Source organism: Bacillus sp. 1NLA3E (assembly GCF_000242895.2).
Taxonomy (GTDB): Bacteria; Bacillota; Bacilli; order Bacillales; family Cytobacillaceae; genus Bacillus_BU.
Genome location: NC_021171.1, coordinates 1624856 through 1646914, shown reverse-complemented (window position 1 = coordinate 1646914; position 22059 = coordinate 1624856). Strand labels below are relative to the sequence as shown.

General features: G+C 37.3%; 16 protein-coding genes, 1 pseudogene and 1 riboswitch. Of the genes and pseudogenes, 6 read left to right on the top strand and 11 right to left on the bottom strand.

Translation table 11 applies throughout. The features are described from left to right. Positions 1-684 precede the first annotated feature (684 nt). Positions 685-1596 carry a LysR family transcriptional regulator gene (locus tag B1NLA3E_RS07950; protein WP_015593322.1) on the top strand — a complete coding sequence of 304 codons (912 nt, stop codon included), beginning with the start codon at positions 685-687 and terminating at the stop codon, positions 1594-1596. 141 nt (positions 1597-1737) lie between these two features. On the opposite strand, the gene B1NLA3E_RS07945 is transcribed toward B1NLA3E_RS07950, so the two are convergent. The 4 genes from B1NLA3E_RS07945 to B1NLA3E_RS07930 all read right to left on the bottom strand — a co-directional run bounded on the left by B1NLA3E_RS07945 (position 1738) and on the right by B1NLA3E_RS07930 (position 6483). Beyond that, the gene (locus B1NLA3E_RS07945) at positions 1738-3159 is read right to left on the bottom strand and encodes a HAMP domain-containing sensor histidine kinase (protein ID WP_015593321.1); all 1422 of its coding nucleotides are present in this window, start codon (positions 3157-3159) and stop codon (positions 1738-1740) included. Further along, positions 3137-3826, bottom strand: coding sequence for a response regulator transcription factor (locus B1NLA3E_RS07940; RefSeq protein WP_015593320.1), 690 nt, complete (start codon positions 3824-3826; stop codon positions 3137-3139). The genes B1NLA3E_RS07945 and B1NLA3E_RS07940 overlap by 23 nt, the downstream gene beginning before the upstream one ends. Before the next feature lie 28 nt (positions 3827-3854). Then, on the bottom strand, positions 3855-4433 hold the full coding sequence (gene pgsA / locus B1NLA3E_RS07935; RefSeq protein ID WP_015593319.1) for a CDP-diacylglycerol--glycerol-3-phosphate 3-phosphatidyltransferase: 579 nt from the start codon (positions 4431-4433) through the stop codon (positions 3855-3857). 91 nt (positions 4434-4524) lie between these two features. Next, entirely contained in the window at positions 4525-6483 is a 1959-nt protein-coding gene (locus B1NLA3E_RS07930) for an ABC transporter ATP-binding protein/permease (RefSeq protein ID WP_041580965.1), read from the bottom strand. A gap of 250 nt (positions 6484-6733) precedes the next feature. On the opposite strand from B1NLA3E_RS07930, the gene B1NLA3E_RS07925 reads away from it, so the two are divergent. Then, positions 6734-7627, top strand: a complete 894-nt coding sequence (locus tag B1NLA3E_RS07925; RefSeq protein WP_015593317.1) for a DUF2935 domain-containing protein — start codon at positions 6734-6736, stop codon at positions 7625-7627. A 46-nt stretch (positions 7628-7673) separates the two neighbouring features. On the opposite strand, the gene B1NLA3E_RS23245 is transcribed toward B1NLA3E_RS07925, so the two are convergent. The 4 genes from B1NLA3E_RS23245 to B1NLA3E_RS07905 form a co-directional block, all read right to left on the bottom strand. Further along, positions 7674-8048 carry a hypothetical protein gene (locus B1NLA3E_RS23245; protein WP_015593316.1) on the bottom strand — a complete coding sequence of 125 codons (375 nt, stop codon included), beginning with the start codon at positions 8046-8048 and terminating at the stop codon, positions 7674-7676. A 22-nt stretch (positions 8049-8070) separates the two neighbouring features. Beyond that, a complete protein-coding gene (locus B1NLA3E_RS07915) occupies positions 8071-9552 on the bottom strand; it encodes an FTR1 family iron permease (protein ID WP_015593315.1) in 1482 nt (493 codons plus the stop codon). A 307-nt stretch (positions 9553-9859) separates the two neighbouring features. Next, a complete protein-coding gene (locus B1NLA3E_RS07910) occupies positions 9860-11227 on the bottom strand; it encodes an amino acid permease (protein WP_015593314.1) in 1368 nt (455 codons plus the stop codon). A gap of 64 nt (positions 11228-11291) precedes the next feature. Beyond that, positions 11292-11630: a hypothetical protein gene (locus tag B1NLA3E_RS07905; RefSeq protein WP_015593313.1), complete on the bottom strand. Its 339-nt coding sequence runs from the start codon at positions 11628-11630 to the stop codon at positions 11292-11294. A gap of 215 nt (positions 11631-11845) precedes the next feature. Between B1NLA3E_RS07905 and B1NLA3E_RS07900 the strand changes: the two genes are divergently transcribed. After that, the gene (locus B1NLA3E_RS07900) at positions 11846-12055 is read left to right on the top strand and encodes a heavy-metal-associated domain-containing protein (protein ID WP_236619648.1); all 210 of its coding nucleotides are present in this window, start codon (positions 11846-11848) and stop codon (positions 12053-12055) included. 414 nt (positions 12056-12469) lie between these two features. Then, positions 12470-13312, top strand: a pseudogene (locus tag B1NLA3E_RS23775) (transposase). Between the two features lie 292 nt (positions 13313-13604). Here the strand turns inward: B1NLA3E_RS23775 and B1NLA3E_RS07885 are convergent. Next, the gene (locus tag B1NLA3E_RS07885) at positions 13605-14186 is read right to left on the bottom strand and encodes an ECF transporter S component (RefSeq protein ID WP_015593310.1); all 582 of its coding nucleotides are present in this window, start codon (positions 14184-14186) and stop codon (positions 13605-13607) included. Between the two features lie 168 nt (positions 14187-14354). Then, positions 14355-14488: riboswitch (FMN riboswitch) on the bottom strand. 269 nt (positions 14489-14757) lie between these two features. Between B1NLA3E_RS07885 and B1NLA3E_RS07880 the strand changes: the two genes are divergently transcribed. Both B1NLA3E_RS07880 and B1NLA3E_RS07875 read left to right on the top strand, forming a co-directional pair. Further along, positions 14758-15120: a CidA/LrgA family protein gene (locus B1NLA3E_RS07880; protein ID WP_015593309.1), complete on the top strand. Its 363-nt coding sequence runs from the start codon at positions 14758-14760 to the stop codon at positions 15118-15120. Then, positions 15117-15806 carry an LrgB family protein gene (locus B1NLA3E_RS07875; protein WP_015593308.1) on the top strand — a complete coding sequence of 230 codons (690 nt, stop codon included), beginning with the start codon at positions 15117-15119 and terminating at the stop codon, positions 15804-15806. The genes B1NLA3E_RS07880 and B1NLA3E_RS07875 overlap by 4 nt, the downstream gene beginning before the upstream one ends. 133 nt (positions 15807-15939) lie before the next feature. On the opposite strand, the gene B1NLA3E_RS07870 is transcribed toward B1NLA3E_RS07875, so the two are convergent. Together B1NLA3E_RS07870 and B1NLA3E_RS07860 are read right to left on the bottom strand one after the other, a co-directional pair. Then, a complete protein-coding gene (locus B1NLA3E_RS07870; RefSeq protein WP_015593307.1) occupies positions 15940-19065 on the bottom strand; it encodes an efflux RND transporter permease subunit in 3126 nt (1041 codons plus the stop codon). A 413-nt stretch (positions 19066-19478) separates the two neighbouring features. After that, entirely contained in the window at positions 19479-21839 is a 2361-nt protein-coding gene (locus B1NLA3E_RS07860) for a bifunctional YncE family protein/alkaline phosphatase family protein (protein WP_015593306.1), read from the bottom strand. Positions 21840-22059 lie beyond the last annotated feature (220 nt).

The window sequence follows — 22059 nt, the reverse complement described above, 5'->3', positions numbered from 1 at the left end:
AGCCATAAAGAGTCATATTTCAGTGGATTTTTGCGTGATAGATTTACGATAGAGGTGTGGGAAATCACTAAAGTTTTGTATAATTAATGAACTAATGGAATCACATCTAGACAGAGGTATTTTTCGGGAATACAATAACTTCGAGATGGCATATGTAAGTTTGTATTAACCAGTTTTAAAGCGTACAGACAGTTAAATCCTATGAGTAATTTAGAAAAGGTAGGGTGGCTGATCCTTTCTCTACCAACTATTCCACGATGTTCTGTAGTCAGATTTCAACAATACTTTAACCTTATTTAAAGCAGGGTTTTTTGCCGGATTACTTGATTCAGCGCTTTATACACTAAGTTCTCAGGTGATATTAATCAACAGTCACATGGGTTTAGGAAACTCTACCTCCACTCCAATTTCATACTTAAAACTTGTCACAATAAAACCTTTTTTGTGTTTTCTTGATTGATTTCCTATTCCTGAAAAATGTAGGAGAGGCTCTTTTTCGTTTAGAATTTATTCCTGTAGATTCACTCCTAGTCAAACACTACCAATGATCTTCCGTAATTTATTCCTTTTGAAAACACTTAATTCTTGATTAAAATCTACCAAGCCACCTTCGATAATTTATTTTATGTATGAACATCGTATGAACATCTCAATAAATCTTTAAACAAATGCTAAATAGAGAGGATGCATAAAGTGAACCTTTACCAGCTCTATTATTTTAGAACTATGGCCAAGATGGAGCATTACACAAAAGCTGCCGAAGAACTCTGTATGACACAACCTAGTTTAAGTCATGCAATTTCTGCATTAGAAAGCGAACTAGATACTCATTTATTTGAAAGGCAAGGGCGCAATGTTAAATTGACAAAATACGGTAGAAGGCTTTTGCCATATATTGAAAATGCGATAGAAGAGTTAGAATCAGGCATCAAAATGATGAAAGAAATGACAAGTGAGACTGACAATAAGGTAAGCCTTGGATTTATTTACACACTTACCTCAAAGTTTATTCCCACTATAATCAATGGCTTTTTAAAAGAGGAACAAAATAGAAACATAAAATTTTCTTTGAAAGAAGGCTCGACGCGAGACGCGTGTACTCTAAATTTGGTCAGATCCTTAAAAGAAGAAAAACTTGATTTGATTTTTATTTCTCTCTTACCCACCGATCCAGAGATAGAATTTATTCCTATATTCAAGCAAGATTTAGTTGTTCTACTATCAAATGATTGTCCTCTTGCTAGTCATGACACGATTGATTTAAAAGATACAGAGCCCTATTCTTTGATCCAATACACTGGAAAAGTTGGGTTGAAACAAGAAATTAATCACCTGTTTGAAATGGTAAATATGGTTCCGAACGTTTCCTACTCGGTAGAAGATGAACTTTCAATCGTTGGTTTAGTTGCAGCCAATATAGGAATCGCCATTGTTCCAAATAACCTTACTGTTCAAGATGATAGAATTACAGTTCGCCCAATCAGTAATCCTTTTTATAAACGGGAAATTTACCTGGGCTATATAAAAAATCGATATATGTCCACATCTGTTAAGAGATTCAAAGATTATGCAATAAAATCTGCCAGCCAGTTTTAAATATTTTTACATCATTCCGTAATCTAATAGTATTAGCAAACAATTGCTTACTCTTTGAATTTTTTGCTGAACAAGGTGAAAGGTGAATTAGTTCAAAAAAACCGCCCAATAAATATTAATTGGCGGTTTCTACGAACTAATTTATATTTTTTTAATAGGCAGGGTAAACCAAAATGAAGTTCCTTTTCCCTTTTCACTATCTACTTGAATAGTGGTGTGGTGTAATTCTAAAATTTCTTTCACAATTGAGAGGCCAATCCCTGTTCCCACCTGCTTTGTTCGTGCTTCATCTTCTTTATAAAATCGCTGCCAGATGTACTTTAGATTTTCTTTCTTGATTCCTGGCCCGAAGTCCTTTACGGTAAGTTGCGCAAAATCATCCGCGATGGAAACTAAAATAACCTCGATTGTGGAATTTTCCGGTGAGAATTGAATCGCATTTTGAATAAGATTAATAATCACCCGATCAATTTGATCACGATCGGCAAACGCATGTATCTCCCTTGTTTCATCTGTAATAAATTGGATTTCAACCTTGCTTTTAGTTAATTCAGGGTCCATCCTTCCAATCATTAATCGGACCTCTTCCGACAAATTAAAATCACTTGGATAAATCTCTAATTGTTTCGATTCCATTCGTGCGAGATCAAGGAGATCCGCAACGAGCTTAATCTGACGTTCTGTTTGTTCTTTCATTATTTTGATGTAATGCTGTTCTTTCTTTTTAGGAATGGTTCCATCTAATAATGCTGTCAGAAAGCCATGTAAGGAGGTTAAAGGCGTTCTCAAATCATGGGACACATTTGCGACGAAATCGCGTCTCATCTTCTCCACTCCAGCTAGTTCCCTGGCCATGAAATTAAACGTTTCAGCCAATTCCCCTATTTCATCCTTTGATTTCACTTTAACCCGCTGTTCAAAATCCCCCTCAGCTAGGGACCGAGCCACTTTGCTCATATTCTTTAATGGCGTTGTTATTTTCTTAGAAATGATAAAAATCATAGTCGCGATGACAAGGACGGTTGCAATAACGGCAATAAGTAACAGTAAACTTACGTTCCGAAGGTCCTGATCCACATTATGTACAACGATAATCATCGCTTTTTCCCGATGAGAATTTTCAATCGGTATTCCAACTAAAGAAGCTCTTTTATGATTTTGCATCTTAAAAGTTGTTCTTATTTCCTGGCCCTTTAATACTTTCTTTACCATATCCTTATTGACCTGAAAATCGTTTAATTTTATTCCGGCTTTATAAAGAAATTGACCATTTTCACCATAGAAGTAATAGGTGATGTTTTGCCCTTGACCAGACCCGATTAGGTCAAAGGTAGATTTTTTCATTTCTTCGCTCCAACCCGCTTGATTTGCCTTATTCATTACATCCTGGACATCACCGATATATTCATTAATATATTGCGTATGTCTGGCAGTGATATCTTTTTTGAACATAAAGTAAGAAATCGTTGTAAACAACAAAAATGAAATCAAAATGATAGCAATAAATGTAAAAAACAACTTTCCGAATATGGTCGTCGATTTAAACCTCTTTTTGAACTTCAAATTTATAGCCTACCCCCCTTATGGTCTTAAGATTCCAAGTTGGTTCATCCTGTAGTTTCTCACGGATTCGTTTGACATGAACATCGACAGTTCGGGGATCCCCTTCGTATGCGAAGCCCCAAATTTCATCCAACAATTGTTGTCTTGTAAAAACTTGGTTGGGACGAGTGGCTAAATAATATAATAGAGATATTTCTTTTAGGGGCATCTCTATCTCTTCACCGTGTAAATACACCTTATATTCGGCTAAATTAATCGTTAGGAATGGGTATTCAACGAGTTTCAATTCCTCCAGCAACGGATTCGTTCTTTTTAAAACCGCTTTTATTCTTGCCATTAGTTCTTCAGGTTCGAAAGGTTTAGTCACATAGTCGTCTACACCCAATTCGAAACCTTTTAATCTGTCATAAATGTCTCCTCTAGCGGTTAGCATGATAATCGGTATTTTGTAATCAATCCTGATGAATTTACAAACCTCCCAGCCATCCATTTTCGGCATCATAACATCAAGAATAACCAAATCTGGTTTCTGTTGGTAAAATTTATCTAAGCCCGCTTCTCCATCGTAAGCCAGATCCAAATGATAGCCATTCTTTTCCCCATACAAGCGTATGAGTTCGCAAATATAAGGATCATCTTCGATCACCAATATTTTTACTTTAGACATTCCACAAGTTCACTTCCTGTGTCACAGACTACTTCGAGTTTTTAAATACATAACTATTTTTCGAAAAATAATCCCAACCTGACCAGATGGTAAATATTAAGGCAACCCATAAGGAAAGTAGGTCAAATCGAAAAGGAATCAGAGCAAAAATGATATTATGTAGCAGCAGTGAGGAAATAGCGATAATTTGCATCCACGTCTTAATTTTACCAAGCATATTTGCGGCTACAACCTCTCCTTCTCCTGCAAGCAAAAGACGGATTCCGGTTACAGCAAATTCTCTGCTGATAATAATGATGACAATCCAAGATGGAGCAAAACCCAGCTCAACTAATACGATTAAAGCAGCAGAAACAAGAAGCTTGTCTGCAAGTGGGTCAAGAAATTTCCCCATATTGGTCACAAGGTTATATTTTCTGGCTATATATCCATCTACCCAATCAGTAGTAGAGGCTAAAATAAAAATTAACGCCCCGACAAAATGAGTAACTGGAAGGTCAGCACCTAGTAAATTCATGGTTCCCCATTTGAAAGGAACTAGCATGATCATCATGAAAAAAGGGATTAATAGTATTCTTGAGATGGTTATTTTATTTGGCAGATTCATAATTTCCCCTCCAGAATCATCTCCTGTAACAAGCGAGTTTCAGCTTGTTACAGGAGAGCTTATATCGTTGTAGGATTGGATTTAAAGATTATTACTCATATCTAAGGGATTCCATTGGATCAAGCTTTGCTGCCTTTGTGGAAGGTAATAATCCGGCAATAATACTAATGATGGTACTTGTTGCTAACCCAAAGAACATATTTCCAATAGTAAGATTAATCAATTTTGCACCAAACTGGTCTAACAATACCTTGTTTAACAATAAACTGATGACAATTGCACTTACAACAGCTATAAATCCACTAAATAATCCCAGTAAGGCAGATTCAGAGAAGAAAATTCGTTTGATATCCTTTTTTCTGGCTCCGATTGCACGCAAAATTCCAATTTCTCTGGTTCGCTCTACAACACTAATATAGAGAACAACTAGGATCATGATTCCTGACACAATGAGAGATATTCCTGCAATACCTGCTAATAAGAGTGTAGCCATATCTAAATAGGTTGTCACTTGCTTCATAATTTTTGCCGTTTTCGAGCTAGAATAACCTAACTTTTCTACTTTAGCTTTTATTCCATTTACATTGTCTCGGTTATCAGCATATGCATTTATTTGACTTGGTTTTAACAACAATCCTTTGTCAGTGTACGCAGTTTCAAGGGTTGAATAGGGAGTATAGGCCATAATCATGCCTGGTGTATTATCTTTTTGATCAGTTATTCCTGACACGGTTAATTCTTTCTCAAGAATCATCGGTTTGTTTTGGTCATCAATTTCATTGACATAAAAGGTTACTTTTTTACCAATTAAGGTTTTATATGTTTTATCGCTCGTTAATGATTTTGCTTCTGCTTTTGTTAGGAGGATTTCATTTTCTTCGGGTAGTTTCCCAGCTGCCAGAAGTTCTGTATCAAAGGACTTGGTTATCGTTTGAAGTAACTGAATATCAGTCCTTTTATCTTGATATACTGCGCTGCTTTTTCTATTCACCAGCGAAACTTTCTCAACACTTTTTACATGGGATATCTTTTTTATTTTATCCATATCTCTTTGTTCTAAAGGTTTAGCTTCTGCTTGCATCTGTTCCCTGGGATTCCCATTATCCCCTTGTGCCGTTTTATTTGTAATATCAATCATTAACGGGTTCAAACTTGAATTTATTTCATCATTTATATATTTCGTAACCCCGCTCCCTAAGGATAGCATTAAGATGACACTTAAGATTCCGATAGATCCTCCTAAAGAAACAAGGATATTTCGGCTTGCTTTCAACCTCATATTTTTTAATGCTAGTTTAAAAGAGGCACCTAAACTAAGTGTTTTTGCTTTATTTTGTTTCTTTTCAGAGGTAGCTTGATATCGTTCTTTTAGATTAATATCGTCTTTAATTTTCCCATCCTCAATTTTTACGATTCTGCTTCCTTTGTCAGCCACTCTTTGCGAATGAGTTACGGTAATGATTAACATACCCTTTTTGGCAATGTTGTCTAATAATGTTAGGATTTGTTCACTTGTTTCTTGATCTAACGCCCCTGTTGGTTCATCTGCTAATATAATTTCTGGATCATTCGCTAAGGCACGGGCAATCGCAACTCGTTGTTTTTGACCACCTGAAAGCTGATTTGGTTTTTTGTTCATCTGATTTGCTAAGCCAACTTCTGTCAATATTTCCTCTGCTCGTTTATTCCGTTCCCTTTCACTTTTAGCCGTCATTTGCATAGCAATCGTTACATTCTCTAAAACAGATAAGTGCGGTATTAAATTAAAGCTTTGGAACACGAAACCAATTTTATTTTTTCGATAATCATCAATTTCTCTTTCCTTCATATCCTTTAAACTTTTACCTTGGACGATGATATCGCCTTCAAAATCAGAATCCATTCCGCCAATGATATTCATTAACGTTGATTTCCCGCAGCCAGATTCACCTAAAATAGAAACAAATTCACCCGTATCAAAGTTTAAGCTTACATCGTGTAAGACTTTTACCTTTTCTTTATCGTAAAGTTTATATGACTTTCTAATGTTTTTAAGTTCCAATAATTTCATACCGTTTCCCTCGAATCGTGTTTTATTTGGATTCATGCTTTAGCTTGGACCCTGCTTTCATTTGAAATTATAGCACTCTATTATGAACTTAAAATGAACAAATTAATGATCAAAATGATAATTAGCTGGTAGAACTGGTTATTCAATATCGATGCAATTTTTGTTTGAAAATTTTTATTCATTATAAAATCATAATTAGAAAATTTGAAAATAAACATAAAGAGGAGTGGTTTACGAAGGAGGTCGGTCAATGGTTAATCAGGGATTTCCCGGAATGGATGCAAATAAACAAATGCTTATTGCACCTGAATCGTTTGCAGCACCACCTGAATCACTAACGGAGCAGCTTTTCATTGAACGGTCTTTAACCGAGAATAGATTTTGGTTAAGAATTATGAAAGAACATTCCTATTTTTTAGGTGAAGGATTTAGTCGAAATGACAAGCATCTGATTCAGCAAACCGACCGTTTTTATCATTATTTTGAGGAACAGGAAAAACGAGCCTACCAAACGCCTAACAATGTTACAGCAATTCGTAAGTTAAATGAAGATTCGATTCAGTTGGTTTTAGGATTAAGGAATTTCAAACGTAATCTTCTCATCATGATCATCAATTGCAAAGTAACAGGGTTTAACTTTCCACTACTTGTCGATCATATCGCCAGGGAAGCGGAGTATTTTATGAGAACGTTGAAAAAATTCAATGAGGGAATATTGGATCCGATTCAAGATGCGATTATTAAGGAAAATGTTTTTTGGCTGCGGATTATGATGGAACATTCACGCTTTATTTCAGCATTATTGGATCAATCAGAACGAAATTTAGTTATAGCAGCGAGGAAGTTTGGCGATGATTTCGAGGTTCTTCTCAACCAGGCTAGGGACGTTGAATCAATGTTATACAAGAAAAGTCCTACATATCCAATCATAGGAAAGCTAAATAAAGATAGTGAAAACGCCACCCATGAACTTCGGAATTTCAAACAAGCTGGGTTAGATTTAATCAAAAGCTGCCAAATCAAGAATGTAATTGACCCATTATTGGCAGATCATGTAGTCCGAGAAGCGGATCATTTCCTTTATATGGTCCATGTTTTAGAAGAAAGGTTAAAGAAGAAGAAGCAGGAAGAACAGAAGTTGTAGTAACAAAAAAAGAGACTATCAGAGTCTCTTTTTTTAGGTCTGATATTTATTTCGTTTTACTAGCTAACTCTTTCAAGGCATCTGTAAGTTGATCGTTCAATGTATTTAAGGCATCTTTATCAAGTTCAGATGCTTCAGACCCGGCAATGGTAGGATCTAGGTATTTTTCAATTTTTTCATATAAATCTTTGTTATCCTTTTTGACATCTTCTTCAAATGAAGACCATTGATCTTCTAATTTCGGTCCAACTTCTTTTACTTTGGCTTGGTCACCACTGTCAATTGCTTTTGATAACTGACCGGTTGTGTCTAACATATTATTTACCCCATCAGAAACCTTGCTATCCGTTGAACTACAACCCGCTAATACTAAAACACTTACCAAACCGATTGCTAAAATCATTGATGTTAACTTTTTCATTATTAATTCCCACTTTCTGGATTTATTTTTTATTGTTAGCTGTTATCAGTTTTTTACTTTTATATCGTTTTGATAAAAGGATCATAACTGCAGCAAGAACAAGAATGAGTTGCGGAATGGTGCTTTCCCATGAAGAAGATAATGCGAAAAATTCTATACTTGGGATACTTTGAACATTAGTCGTTGGGATTAAACCGGCTAATTGCAAGCTGTGTATCCCCATACCTGTAAATTTTATACAGAGATAAAAGACGATGACACTTGATACCATAAAGAATGGTCGAAGTGGTAATTTTAATCCTACAAAAATCATTAAATAGGCTAAGATTCCTAGTATTACTGTACCAATTAGAAATCCAATTAACAGAGACTGAAGCTTAATTTGGTTCGCCATTCCAATGTAAAATAATACTGTTTCTGTCCCTTCTCGAAATACTGCTAGAAAGGCAAGAACACCTAACGATACAAGCTTTCCTGTAGTTAATGCGGTCTGGCTTTTCTCGCGAATATAGCGATTCCAATCGGCGATACTAGATTGGCTATGGAGCCAGTAGCTCATATACAATAACATTACGGCCGCAAATACACCTGTCCAGCCTGCAATAAGAGCATTGTTATTACCGAAGGCACCTGATGAAATCACAAATTTTACGATGAGAGCAAGAATTACACTTACAATTAAACCTGACAGGACCCCTGTCCAAACCCAACCTTTTCCCTTCGATTCACCAGATTTTTTAACAAATGATAAAAGTGCAATAACGACAAGCAAAGCTTCCAATCCTTCACGAATGAGAATCATCGCTGCATCCCAATAGGTATATTCAGATTTGTTAGCTAACGGGGTCAGGTATTTTACCATGTTATCAATAGTTTTATTAGCTTGCTTAAAGTTTGCTGGTTCGGTAGCAAGCATAGCTTGAATCGTGACTAAATCTCTTTCCGAATCACTATAGACAGAAGCAGATTGTGCGACCACAACCCCTTCCACACTCAACCAGCTATCACTGGCCTTCTTTATGCTGGCAAGAGCTTGCGTTTGATTTTTGTTACTCACATCCTCCTTGGTTTGCTGCAAAAGGAGAATAAAGTCATCTAAAGAAATATCTTCTTTCTTAAACCCAGCTTCTTTTGGGTAACCACCAATAGCAACTTTTTCATTAACTGCCTTTAATTCCTGCAAAGCCTGTAAAACCTGGTCAGGTTTCTTTAAGGTAAAGGCATATACAACTTTCCCCATATTCGATTCAATATCTCGGTATGCAGTTGCTGAATCGTTTTTAATTCCTTCTTCAATTTGTCGCCATGTTTTATTAAATTGATCATAGGCCTTCTGTGCTTCTGGAAGGTTACCCTTTGAAGCGAAGTCAATCGCTGTGTCAACGGATTCTTCAGCCCTTTTGATATCCTCACTAGAATTTCCATCTGCTAAAACAGGAATATGTACGCCAAACCCTATTATTAATAGAATGATAGATATTTTAAGTAGTATTTTTTTGCCCATAAAAATCCTCCTGGTATACAGCCCTCTTCGTAATTGATAATGAATCTCAATACCATCTACGCATTTATTATTTTAATTCCAATGATAATGATTGTCAATTACTTTAAAAAAATCTTGTTAGTAATTTTTTGAAAAATCGTTAAGACGACATAAAAACGTTAGTAATAGCTACCAACGTTTTTATATTACTATTAAATTTATCCTTTGATGAACAAAGGGTTATTAACGTAGAATTAAAACTTCCCCCCCTTATTAAGTAGTTAATGATTTTTGGATTTACAATGTTTAGGGTTTATAAATCATGGATTTACCTTGCATGACTTTCCTTTTTCCAGACCATTTTTTGCATGATCAACGCAACAACACCGATGATTACTACAAATAATAAGCTAACAAAAAATCCAAAACGAATATTTTTTTCTATCAAAGTTCCACTTATGGCTGCCAAAATTAATATTAGTCCGATAAAGCCTAAAATCTTCCCCCACATTTTTATTTTTAATATTCGAAATGCAGAAATAATAATGAAGAACCAGTTGAACAATATTAATATACCGGCTGCTGTGGTAATGTACTCATAAATTTTTCCCGGCAGGAGCAGTGCTGTGACAATTGATGCAAGCAGTCCGATCGTTGCGAGACCTAGGGAAGGTAACGGAAGTTTCTTCCATCTTTTAATCCTTTTTGAAAAAAAGGCTGGAGCATCGCCATCTTCTGCTAACGTTACCAACAGAGTGGTTACTCCAAATAAGGAAGCCGTCATCGTTGAAAAACCAGCAATAATAATGGCCCCATTAAATACATGAGGGAACATGCGAAGATTGTATTGATCAAGTGCTGTTACAAATGGGCTTTCTTTTTCATTAAACGCCCCATGTTTAGCCATAGCTACGGCAAGTCCAAGGGATATAACATAAGTTACAACGAGTAAAATCAACATCACCAATCCGGCCTTTGGAGCATCTTCTTTCTTTTTAAGTCTTGTGGCCAAAAGTCCGATTACTTCTATCCCTCCATAAGCGTAAAAAGCATAGATTAAAGAGGCCCAAAAACCTTTTAATCCCTCTGAAAAAAAGTCCTTTGCCGAATTTGGTATTCCAGGATGTTTAGCGTCCCCATGGATCCACCCCATAAGAGCAGCTATTGCAAGAATAATAAACATAACAATTGCAGCCGTTTTAATAATAGCTAGTAAATTTTCTATTCTATCAAAACCATTACTTCCAGTTAATACAACAATGATCGCTAGAATGGCATACCCTGCTGCAAAAACCCATAGCGGAACATTTGGGAACCAAAATCTCGACAAGATGGACAAGGCCGTTAATTGGCTACCCATAATAAGAATGTTAGAACCCCAATAATTCCAGCCACAACTAAAGCCTGCCCACCGTCCATAGGCTTTTTTTGCATAGTAACAGAAGGATCCTTCTTGTGGGTCCTCTGCCGTCATTTTTGCTAATAAATTGTATACCACATAGGTTCCCAACGCTGCTAAGATAAAGGAAAAAACAATAGAGGGACCTGTAATGATAATTCCAATTGTCGATCCAAGGAAAAAGCCAGTGCCTATCGTACAGCCAACACCTATTAATGACAATTGCCACCATGTTAAGTTACCTTTTTCATTTACCTTGCTATGACATGATTTTTTATTAGGAATAAAAAAATCCATAGCAAACCCTCCTCATCCCCCTAAAATTTTATTCTTGTTAATAACTACTGTTTAAATAATGAATTTACTCTTCTGAATCTGATTCTTTCTTCATTCCTGTTAAGGATCGATACATTTGAGTGTACATACTGCCCTGTACAATATTCTCAAGGAAAAATTCACCAATTATTTTTTTGTATTCTTCATCGTCAAACATTTTTCTATTCTGCAATTCCATTTCAGCTAATCCATCGTAAGTTGAAAGAAGAGCATAGGAATGGTCATGACCAGATATGGGTGTCAATATCTCAACCTCATGTTCAAAGGTTTCATTTCGGTAGGATTTTAGCTTGCGTAAATTTTTTAATGCTTCCTCGAATTTATCCTGTTTTATTTCAAAAGTTTGATAAACAAAAACGGGCATTTCTAAACCTCCTAGATATTAGTCAACGGTATAGTTATAATTCACTTTGAACCTGCAGTATATTCATTTGAAAATTTACATGCTTCTTCAAATAATGGGCAAAAATAGACCAAGGGTATCTTTGTTTAAGGCTGTTTTCGTAAACTTTGTTGCTGAAAACAGCCTTGTTTAAAGGCGCTTAATACGTTTGGGAGGAAGGATTAGAATTGAAGGAAATGACAATTTTTATTAAAGAAGCTACAAGTGAGCAACCTGTTCAAACCTTAGAAACTATCCTCATGAAAATGGATGGAATCGAAAGAGCTTTGGTGGATATAGAGGATGGCGAGGTAAAGATTACATACAACGAAAACCAATTATCCCAGGAACAAATCTTTCTAAGGATTAAGCAGTCCGGAATGCATCCGTCTGATGGAGGACAGTAGTTAAGGTTTTCCTTTTAAAAAAGAAACTTATCAATTTGAAAACACTTAAAGTCTAAAATTTTCTAAAAAAGGTGAGAACCTATGGTCTCACCTCAGACTGTCGAGAAACTCTCGACAGTCTATTATTTCGTTTAATAACTTTAGTGATTAACCGCGTTAATTCGCTATTAATAATTAACAATTAATAATTATTAATAAAATAGGCTGTTCAATAGGTCTGTTGATTTCCGTTCCAGACGCTTCGCTTTCCGCGGGGCGGGCGGTGAGCCTCCTCGTCGCTAACGCTCCTGCGGGATCTCACCTGTCCCGCTGCTCCCGCAGGAGTCTTCGCGCCTTCCACTCCAATCAACAGAGCGGTTCCAATAACAGACCTTCCACTCAACTAATATATAATAAAAATAAGTGGTGAAATCAATGTTTAAGCCAAAAGAGTCTTGCCAAAGTGAATATGAATTTGTGTCTATCGATATATTAGTTCCAGACGATCACCTTCTTCGCTTGATTAACGAATATATCGATTTTTCGTTTCTTCTTGATAAGGCCCGTCCTTATTATAGCGATGATAACGGACGCCCTACTGATCCCTTGTTCTTTTTAAAATGATGTCTTTGGTTATCTTTATGGCATTCGTTCGAACGTCAATTGGAAAGGGAAATAAGAACAAACGTCGCCTACCTCTGGTTTTTGGGTTTAAAATTCAAGGACCCAGTTCCGCATCACTCTACGATTAGTTGGAATCGTCAACACCGTTTTAAGGATACAAATATTTTTCAGGAGCTTTTTAATGAGATTGTTCTTACAGCGATAAATCATAAGATGGTTGGCGGACGTGTTTTATTCACAGATTCTACACACTTATAGGCAAACGCAAATAAACATAAGTTTACTAAACAAGAAGTGGAAGTGGGTACTCGGGAATATTTTGATGACTTAAACAAGGCAATAGAAGAGGTTAGACTCAAACACGGAAGAAAAGGAAAAAGTTGTAACACGACATATTTGGGAGCAACACAAGGAAAAGGTAAGGTTAAAATCGCTTATCTAAATCAGGAAAAATGCTTTATAAATTTAGAAAAGAAAAAATTGAGCGAACCTTCGCAGACTAAAAAAGAGCTGCATGGGCTTCGCTACTGCCGGTTACGGGGATTGAAGAATGTAAGTTAACAGGCTCTCCTTACTGCAGCCTGCCAAAAAATAAAAAAAATTGCAACACACTTATCCAGGTTGGATAAGGTGTGTTGCAATTCTTTAGGTTGATTTGCCCCTTGTTGATTGGAGCGGAAGGTGCGAAGACTCCTGCGGGAGCAGCGGGACAGGTGAGACCCCGCAGGAGCATTAGCGACGAGGAGGCTCACCGCCCGCCCCGCGGAAAGCGAAGCACCTGGAGTGGAAATCAACAGGTCCCTTAGCATAGACAATCTCATATTAAAAATCTGCATTTAATGTTCTGACAAAATGAAAAATTGCCGGGAAAATAACCTTTTTCGACAATCTGAGGTGAGAACCTATGGTCTCACCTTATTATTTAATTTTAGCTAGATTATGTTGATCACATACTTTTCATTACAATTTGTTTGTCAATCCAAGATTGCATACGGATAAATATTAAGAAAATGATTGTGCTCATAATCAACCCTTTCATAATATTAAAAGGAAGAATTGCAGTAACAATAAGTTGACGCATTTCAGTTGTTGACATGGCCGGTGAGTTTAAAAAGAATGTATAGGCAGGTAGAAAGACAAAATAATTTAATACACTCATAAAAATCCCCATTGAGAGTGATCCCACAATCAAAGCAAATGTCATGCCTTTACGCGATTTTAATTTTTTATATAGATAATAAGTTGGTAGAATAAACAGAATCCCTGCAATAAAGTTAGCAATCTGCCCGACTGGTACACCCGTTGCACTTCCTACCGTAAAATAATTTAGGAAATTTTTTATAAATTCAACTAAAACACCCGCCAATGGGCCAAAAATCAATGCTGCAATCAGAGCTGGTATATCGCTAAAATCAACCAACAGAAAATTAGGAAACGGCGGCATTGGGAAATTTAGCAGCATCATGATATACGAAATACTACTCAGCATTCCAATTGATACAATAGCTTTTACTTTTAATTTTTTCATTTTTTCTCTCTCCTTTTGTAATCTATCCACTTCAAGAAGAAAGATCCAGCACTGTAAGACGCTACCCCTAAAAACAGAAAACCCTCAAGTTTTTATACTTGAGGGAGAGTTAATAAGGCACGCTTAATAACCGTTCAATTATTTAACATTGTTGAACGAATGCAGAACCTTCATCTTCTCCCATCCAGACTATACTGTCGGCTTTGGAATCACACCAAATCCTGCTCAAAAAAGAGCTCGCGGGCTTAGAAAAAAAATTCAATACCGCCGATTGGGAATTTCACCCTACCCCGAAGATGAATCGAATATTAAGATTTGAATTCTATTATACTTGAAAGAAGTGGAGTTGGGAAGATCCAGGTCTACTGGCACGCTTTGGTTTTTCTTATTCCACGAATTTGTCCTCAGAATATTCACAAACAATGGGACTACATTTGTAAGATTTTCTTTCAGGTTAATAATATTCCACTCCAAAAGTATGTAAGAATTTCTGACACGTTTAATGACAATGAGTTCAAAGTACTCTAAGCTGAACCTAATACATCTTTATTTAGGATTGAGGGGAGGCCATATGATATTAAGGGTTCTACAGTTTTTCATCATTTTGGGGTTTCTCCTGTTAGGCTATGGTACCGTGATTCTCTTTCATATTCCTTTACCTGGTAGTGTTGTTGGCATGATATTGCTGTTTATTTTCCTCCAAACAGGAATAATCAAATTAGCATGGATTGAGAAAGCTACTTCCTTTCAGTTAAAACATCTAACCTTACTATTTATACCACCGATTGCCAGTCTCTTTCTGTCTTCAAGTTTTCTTAAAATATTACAATGGCCTGTCTTAGTAATTATTATTGTGAGTAGTATATGCTGTTTGCTAGGCACAGCCCTCCCAGTTGAATGGTATGAAAAAATAATAAGGAGGAATGTAAAATGACCCTCTTAATCATAAATGTTATATTCTGTATCACCCTCACCATAAGTTGTTACTTTTTAAGTTTAAAACTCTATCGTAAATATAAAAAAGGCTGGCTAAATCCTTTATACACTGCATCTATTCTACTTGTTTTTTTGTTGTTTATTTTCCATATCCATGAAGCGACCTACCGGCAGGTTAACCACATCTTTAATCAACTATTACAGCTTGCTGTTGTTTCGTTAGCTGTCCCGCTATATAAACAATGGTCTTTCTTAAAGAAAAACTATAAAAAAATCCTTGCTGGCGTGATTTGTGGGACGTCCTTGGGAATGATCTCGGTATTAGGAATGGCCCAAATTTTTCATTTGAAACATCAGCTGTTGGCTTCACTGATTCCTAGGTCGGTAACCCTACCAATTGCTTTAACCATTTCCAGTGACCTTGGAGGGATTACGTCGACAACTATCTTTTTTGTAATTATTTCAGCTTTAATATCACTGATCATCGGGCCAAAATTATTAAATCAATTGGGTATAAAAAGCAAATCTGCAAAAGGTTTAGCAATGGGTACCTCAGCGCAAATGCTCGGGGCAAATCGTTCGCTCTTATGGGGAGAAGAAGAAGGGGCAATGGGAAATATCGCGATGACCACATCTGCCTTGTTTCTTTCAATGGTGGTGCCAATCATTCCATATATTTTTTAAACAAAAACCCGTTATCCTCATTTAAAAAAAGTACCGATTTTATCTTTCTATTTTCCCTCGTAAAGACCAAATTCAAGAGCCTTTCCACTGGAAAGGCTCTATCCTCACTACATCTATTATTAATCTTTTCTTACTAAGCAGATACATGTTGCTGATGATTGTTCTTTGTATGAGTGGCTTTTCTACTTAACCTTTCATACAAGATTGGTATGACCAGAAGGCAGATAAGCGTGGAACTGATCATACCACCTACTACGACAACACCTAGTGTTTTTGAAACAATCGTGTTCCCACTATTTGAGAACACTAACGGTAGCAAGGTTAAAATGGTGGTTCCTGCTGTCATTAACACGGGTCTGACCCTTGTCGCGGTTCCAAGTACAATCGCCTGTATTGTTTCCATTCCATCAGCAAGATTCCGTTCAATTTTATCGACGAGCACAATTCCGTTGGTGACAACTATTCCAGTGAGCATTAACATTCCGATCAAGGCTGCAAGATTCCATTCCATTCCAAAAATGGTCATACTCCATACCGACCCGATCAACGCCATTGGGATGCAAACCAATACTGCAGCAGGTGCCTGCCAACCGCGAAATACTGCACTAACGATCATAAGGACAAGGGCAAGAGACAAAGCTAAAGCAAGAATCATCTCCATCACCATTTGTTTTACCTGCTGGGAGATCCCTCCGATTGAATACTCGATACCTGAAGGAAGATTCAAAGTTTTCATTGTATCTTTAACTTGTTTCGATACCTTCCCGATATCTCTTGTGACTATATTAGCTGTGATAGCAGCAAATGGTCGACCATCTCGCTCACTTATTACCGTTTGGTTACTTGTCTCTAATGAAGTAATTTCTGCTAACGACACTTTTGAACCATCCTTGATGGTAAACATTTCATGTCCGATTTTTGATAGAATGGTTTTTTCAGGATCAGGATCCCCAGCCAATACAAGGCTTTCCTCTTTATCCATACGAAGATCAATTGGAGTTATGGAGTCACCAGAGGAAACATCCATTCTTACGTCTTGAGGTAAATAGCTGTTAATTCGATTGAGTACTTCATCGACATTAAGACCCAAGCTTTGAATTTTCTCCTGATTAAGTGAAAGATAATGTTTCATTGATGCATCGGCATCATTCGCCGATCCTTCCACACTTAAATTAGGAATCATCTGAAGTTTACTTCTTACCATAATCGCAGTTTTTTCAAGTTCATGGTGGTCTCCCCCTGTTAAAATTACCTTTAATCGAGAATCGTCCCCAGAAATATTTTGATTGATAACCGTATATACTGCGGCTGTTGATAAAGTCGCGAGTTTCTTTCTAAGTTGCTTCACGAATAAATCTGTATCGGTTTGATCCTTAATACCAACCGAAATATTGGCGACATTTTGTTTTTGCATCCAGCCACCTCCTTCATCAAAGACATCATCAAACATGGGTGTAAATACCGAACCAAGAGTTGAAGAGAATTTTTCCACTTTTGGGTTATCCTTTAAAAGGGTTTCAATATTTTTCACTTCAGCATCCACATCAGAAAGCTGCGATTTCTCAGGAAGTTCGACCTGGATAGCTACGCCTTTTGAATATCCATTTGGAAAAAAGTTCACCGGTAAAAACAGGGCTTTTACAATCGTAATAGCAAATAGTGCCGCTGTAAGTGCAACAATTATTTTTTTCTTCAAAAATACCTTTTTAAGTATTTCCTGTGCTTTAGTCTCAACTTCAATCGACTTTGTAACAGGTTGTTTCCTCCAAAGTAAAAAAGCTAATGCTGGTACAACGATAATAGAAACAGCAAGTGATGTCCCAAGCGCGATCACAACGGACCAGGCAAATCCGGAAAAAGCAGAGCTAATCAATCCTCCAATTATTGAAATAGGAAGAAACACAGAAACGGTGGTTGCAGTGGAGGCAACAATCGCTGGAATCATTTCTACTACCCCCTCAGCCAAATGCCTCATTGAAACATGGCCGTTGAATTCTTTCATTTGTTTTTTGTACATATTATCGATGACCACAATTGAATCATCGACCACCCGCCCCATCGCCACAATTAATCCAGAAATGGTCAAGATATTTAAACTGACATCCATTGCCTTTAGAATCGCTGTTGCGGAAAGAAGACAGATCGGTAAGGAAATGGCAATGATCATTGTTGAACGAATATTCCTGAAAAACAAAAACACACAAATCACCGAGAACACAATCCCCATTAATCCTTCTATTATTAAACCTTTTAAAGCAGAATTTATTTCATTGCCCTGGTCCAATAACACAGAAAGCTGGACAGCCTCTGAATTGATTTCTGGTATTTCTTTGATCCTTTCGTTTATTCGTTCAGTCACATCCGTAATGTTTGATGAAGGAGTTTTTAAAATATCTACAAGAACACTTGGTTGTCCTCCTGTTCTGGAAATGGTTTGTAGGTCAATGATACTATTGTCAATTTTCGCAACTTCTTGTAAATCTACAGTATTCGTGCCCTTAATCGGAATTTTTACGTTTTTAAGATCATTACTATTAATGGACCAATCTGTAACACGGATTGGCATTGATATTTGTCCTTCAGGTCCTCCTTTTTCATTGATTGTTCCCTGAGGCCAATTCGGATGGATGGATGATAGTGCAGTTTGAATATCTTTCACAGTTAAACCATATTTTTTGAGGGCACCAGCACTTAGAGTCAACAGGTATCCATCTTTCCCTGTCCCGGTCACACGTACTTCCCTTACCCCTGGAACATCCTTAATTTCATTTACTACTTTTTCTTGAATGGATGTACGCAGCTGATTTTCATTAAGGTTCTTAGAAGAGCTTGTCAAACTTAATCGCATGACCGGAAAAGAGTTGGTACTAATACGAGTGATCTGTGGAGTTTTCACACCGTCAGGCCATTTAATTTTTTCAACAGCTGCCTTAACTTCATTCTCAGCCTTCTCCATATCAGTTTTGCCAGGAAAGTAAAGGCTCGACATTAAACCGCCATCAAAAGAGTTTGCCTCAATATAGCTCAGCTTATCAACAGTTCCAACAGCTTCCTCCACTTTAGCCGTAATGAGTTTCTTAACCTGATCAGCCTGATAATTATTCGCCTGTATAGTTACCATGAGGGCAGTATTGTTAATAGGCGGAAGGTAATCCCTCTGCATCTGAAATGCAGACATGGTACCCCAGGCTAAAATGAGAACAACAAATGACAGGATCAAAACCGAACGTTTCATTGTTCCTTCAATCAATCGAATCATACTTGAGAACCTTCCTTTACAATTAATTTGATTTCGTATGCAAAAAAAAAGGGTGGCCCAAAGTGTCAGGCCAGGCCCATAAGCTAAAAATATTGTAAAAACTTTTCATATAAACAATTTTTTCAGATTTGACATCTTTCTATTGAATTTCCTTTTTCATAGGCTGTTTTCGTAAACTCTGTTGCTTTTTACCAAAAGAAAAAGTGTGGTTGATTTCCGCTCCAGGATGCTCGCTTTCCGCGGGGCGGGCGGTGAGCCTCCTCGGCGCTTAGGCGCCTGTGGGGTCTCACCTGTCCCGCTGCTCCCGCAGGAGTCTCGCACCTTCCGCTCCAATCAACTTCTTTATCAACGGTTTTTTTTTCACAAAACCTATTAAAAAAACCATAATCTATTGGAAAAGAGCCTTTCATTATTTAGTTGGATTTCTTTGTTTCACCTGGAAAAGGTTTATTTCCTTTTGTTGCTCTCCAGAGTATCTTGTTTAATTTTTCAGAGTCAGCATGATCAACACCTGAGAAATCCAGTTTTTCAGATTCTTGGGCCATCGGTGCATTTTGACCATTTTTAAGATCAAGTGGGTATGTTGGTTCTTCTACCTTAAATGGTGCCAAATTAGGTTTATGAGTGAAAGAATTGATCATCGGAACAGCAGAAGCATCAAATTGTGTCATTGGTTTCATTCCAAGGATCATTTCCATGGTACGAAGCATTGACGTTGTATCATATTGTGAGCTGTCCACCTTTCCCGTTTGTGTGTAAGGGCTGATAACAAGCGATGTTGTCCGGTGAGCATCAACTGAATCCCATCCATTCTGGGCATCATCTTCCGTAACAAAAATAGCTGTATCTTTCCAATAAGGAGAGGAACTTACCATATCAACAAGTTTTCCGAGTGCATAATCGTTTTGTGCCACCATAGCTTGAGGGGTTAGTTCTCCCGGTTTTGTTCCAAGCGTATGATCATTAGACAGGCGAACGATTTGCAGCTGTGGAAGATTTCCATTCGCTTCGTACTGCTTATATTCTTCTGCCCACCTATCAAAGCGGGTGAGGTCAGAAATTTTGAGATTATAGGAAGGGTAGTCCGGGTCAAAATTATTTCCCATGCCAGCTTCAGCTGCAACATATTTTCCTGAATTTTTATCATAATTGACGAATTCGCCATAGCTTCTGAAGGATACTCCTGAGCGAATGGCATTTGACCATAAGAATCCTGCTTTTGGATAGGCAGCTTCATTTCCTCCTTCGAAGTCATAACTACGGTTACGACCAGAGTAGTTTGCAAACCAGTTTTTCTCTACATAGTCGTTAGCCTGAGCGGCTGTTGACCAGTTATGCCCCTGCGCACTAATTTCAGCGTTCGCATAAAAGTTATCCAATAACACGAATTGATCGGCCAGCTTATGAATATTCGGAGTAATATCTTTACCAAAGATCGTCAAGTTCGGATCGCCATTTCCTTTTTCCATATCTCCAAATACCTGATCATACGTACGATTTTCCTTGATAACATAAATAACATGCTTGATTGGTGATTCTTCCCCTTCAAGCCTTGGAATTGGAAATTTTTCACTTGCACTGAACCCAGTTGGTTTATAGACTTCATTATTCTTATCTACTTTTTTCGTATATTCTTTCAATTGCTTTTCATCAGGAACATCGATAAAGGAGAGTGTCCCTTTGATCATATTCCCGATGTACTGGCCTTCCCGGTTTGAACCAGCTCCAAGGCCCTTCCCATTAAGGACCATCAGTTTGTCATCATTTAAATAGATACCACTTGGATACCAAGCCGTAGGAATTAATCCCTTTACTTCCCCTTTCGGCAAGTCGATAACAGCCACATCGTTATTTCCTCCATTAGCAACGTACAACGTTTTTCCATCAGAGCCTAACGAAAGGGCATTTGGCTGACTTCCAGCAGGTGCATTTTCATATGGGCTTAATGAAATGGATTTAATTTCTCTATTGAGCTTTGTATCTACAACGGAAACCGAGTCACTGTCGGAATTAGATACATAGACCGTACCGGTTGCAGGATCTTCGATTATTGCGTTTGGGTGCAGGCCTACAGAAATTGTGCTTTTAATTGCAAAAGTTTCCGTATCCATGACACTGATGCTACTTTCCCCCCAGTTGCTGATATAAAGAGATTTTCCATCATTGCTCAAGACGGCTGCGTATGGATTTTTTCCAACCGCTACTGTTTTTGAAATTTGTTTGGTAGCAAGGTCTATTTTTGAAACAGAGTGATTTAAATTATTAGCAATAAAAAGGGCTTTACCATCCTTTGATACAGAAACTCCAGCTGGATAAAAATTCGTTTTACTTGCATCTGTAAGAGGAATTGGGGATTGTTCAGCTAGCTTTCCATTTTCAAACCCGTAAACGCGGATTTTGTTGTTTCCCCCAGCTGATGCATAAACTGTTTTTCCATCCTGACTGAAAGCAACCCCAAAATAAAGTGCTTCTGGAGATTTGTAAGGAATAGTCTGTACAACCTGTTGGCTTTCTACATCAACTACTTGAAGAGATTGCTCACCTTGACCATCATTGGAAACAATAAGATAACGGTGATCAGGACTTAACGCACCACCCATTGGAAAATCGCCAAGGGTTACTTGTTTACCAGAAGGAGTTACCGTCCATCCATGTGGGGTTATAGCCGTTCCATCTTCTTTAGGGCCGACTAAATTCGTGTAAGCCGCATAACCGGAAGTTGATCCTAGAAGAACAGTAGCGAGCGATAGAGCCAGAAACCTATTTCGTTTCATTAAGACATCTCCTCATTCATATGGTTTGATTTCTATACCAATGTTACTCCAGCTATGTAAACTGGCAGTTAAGCGGAATTAAATTAATATAAAGAATTATGAGAAAATAGGAGGATTGATTTTTGAATTTAGGAATATATGCTCAGTTTTTTAAATTTCCACGCACACGCGACAGTTAGTTAATTTAAAAAGGCTATAGAACCTAACACCTCATTTTAAC

Excerpts from the sequence above, each read along its gene's own strand:
- B1NLA3E_RS07950 (WP_015593322.1), top strand. The coding sequence starts at position 685 with ATGCATAAAGTGAACCTTTACCAGCTCTATTATTTTAGAACTATGGCC.
- B1NLA3E_RS07940 (WP_015593320.1), bottom strand. The coding sequence starts at position 3,826 with ATGTCTAAAGTAAAAATATTGGTGATCGAAGATGATCCTTATATTTGC.
- pgsA (WP_015593319.1), bottom strand. The coding sequence starts at position 4,433 with ATGAATCTGCCAAATAAAATAACCATCTCAAGAATACTATTAATCCCT.
- B1NLA3E_RS07930 (WP_041580965.1), bottom strand. The coding sequence starts at position 6,483 with ATGAAATTATTGGAACTTAAAAACATTAGAAAGTCATATAAACTTTAC.
- B1NLA3E_RS07925 (WP_015593317.1), top strand. The coding sequence starts at position 6,734 with ATGGTTAATCAGGGATTTCCCGGAATGGATGCAAATAAACAAATGCTT.
- B1NLA3E_RS23245 (WP_015593316.1), bottom strand. The coding sequence starts at position 8,048 with ATGAAAAAGTTAACATCAATGATTTTAGCAATCGGTTTGGTAAGTGTT.
- B1NLA3E_RS07915 (WP_015593315.1), bottom strand. The coding sequence starts at position 9,552 with ATGGGCAAAAAAATACTACTTAAAATATCTATCATTCTATTAATAATA.
- B1NLA3E_RS07910 (WP_015593314.1), bottom strand. The coding sequence starts at position 11,227 with ATGGATTTTTTTATTCCTAATAAAAAATCATGTCATAGCAAGGTAAAT.
- B1NLA3E_RS07905 (WP_015593313.1), bottom strand. The coding sequence starts at position 11,630 with ATGCCCGTTTTTGTTTATCAAACTTTTGAAATAAAACAGGATAAATTC.
- B1NLA3E_RS07900 (WP_236619648.1), top strand. The coding sequence starts at position 11,846 with ATGACAATTTTTATTAAAGAAGCTACAAGTGAGCAACCTGTTCAAACC.
- B1NLA3E_RS07885 (WP_015593310.1), bottom strand. The coding sequence starts at position 14,186 with ATGAAAAAATTAAAAGTAAAAGCTATTGTATCAATTGGAATGCTGAGT.
- B1NLA3E_RS07880 (WP_015593309.1), top strand. The coding sequence starts at position 14,758 with ATGATATTAAGGGTTCTACAGTTTTTCATCATTTTGGGGTTTCTCCTG.
- B1NLA3E_RS07875 (WP_015593308.1), top strand. The coding sequence starts at position 15,117 with ATGACCCTCTTAATCATAAATGTTATATTCTGTATCACCCTCACCATA.
- B1NLA3E_RS07870 (WP_015593307.1), bottom strand. The coding sequence starts at position 19,065 with ATGATTCGATTGATTGAAGGAACAATGAAACGTTCGGTTTTGATCCTG.
- B1NLA3E_RS07860 (WP_015593306.1), bottom strand. The coding sequence starts at position 21,839 with ATGAAACGAAATAGGTTTCTGGCTCTATCGCTCGCTACTGTTCTTCTA.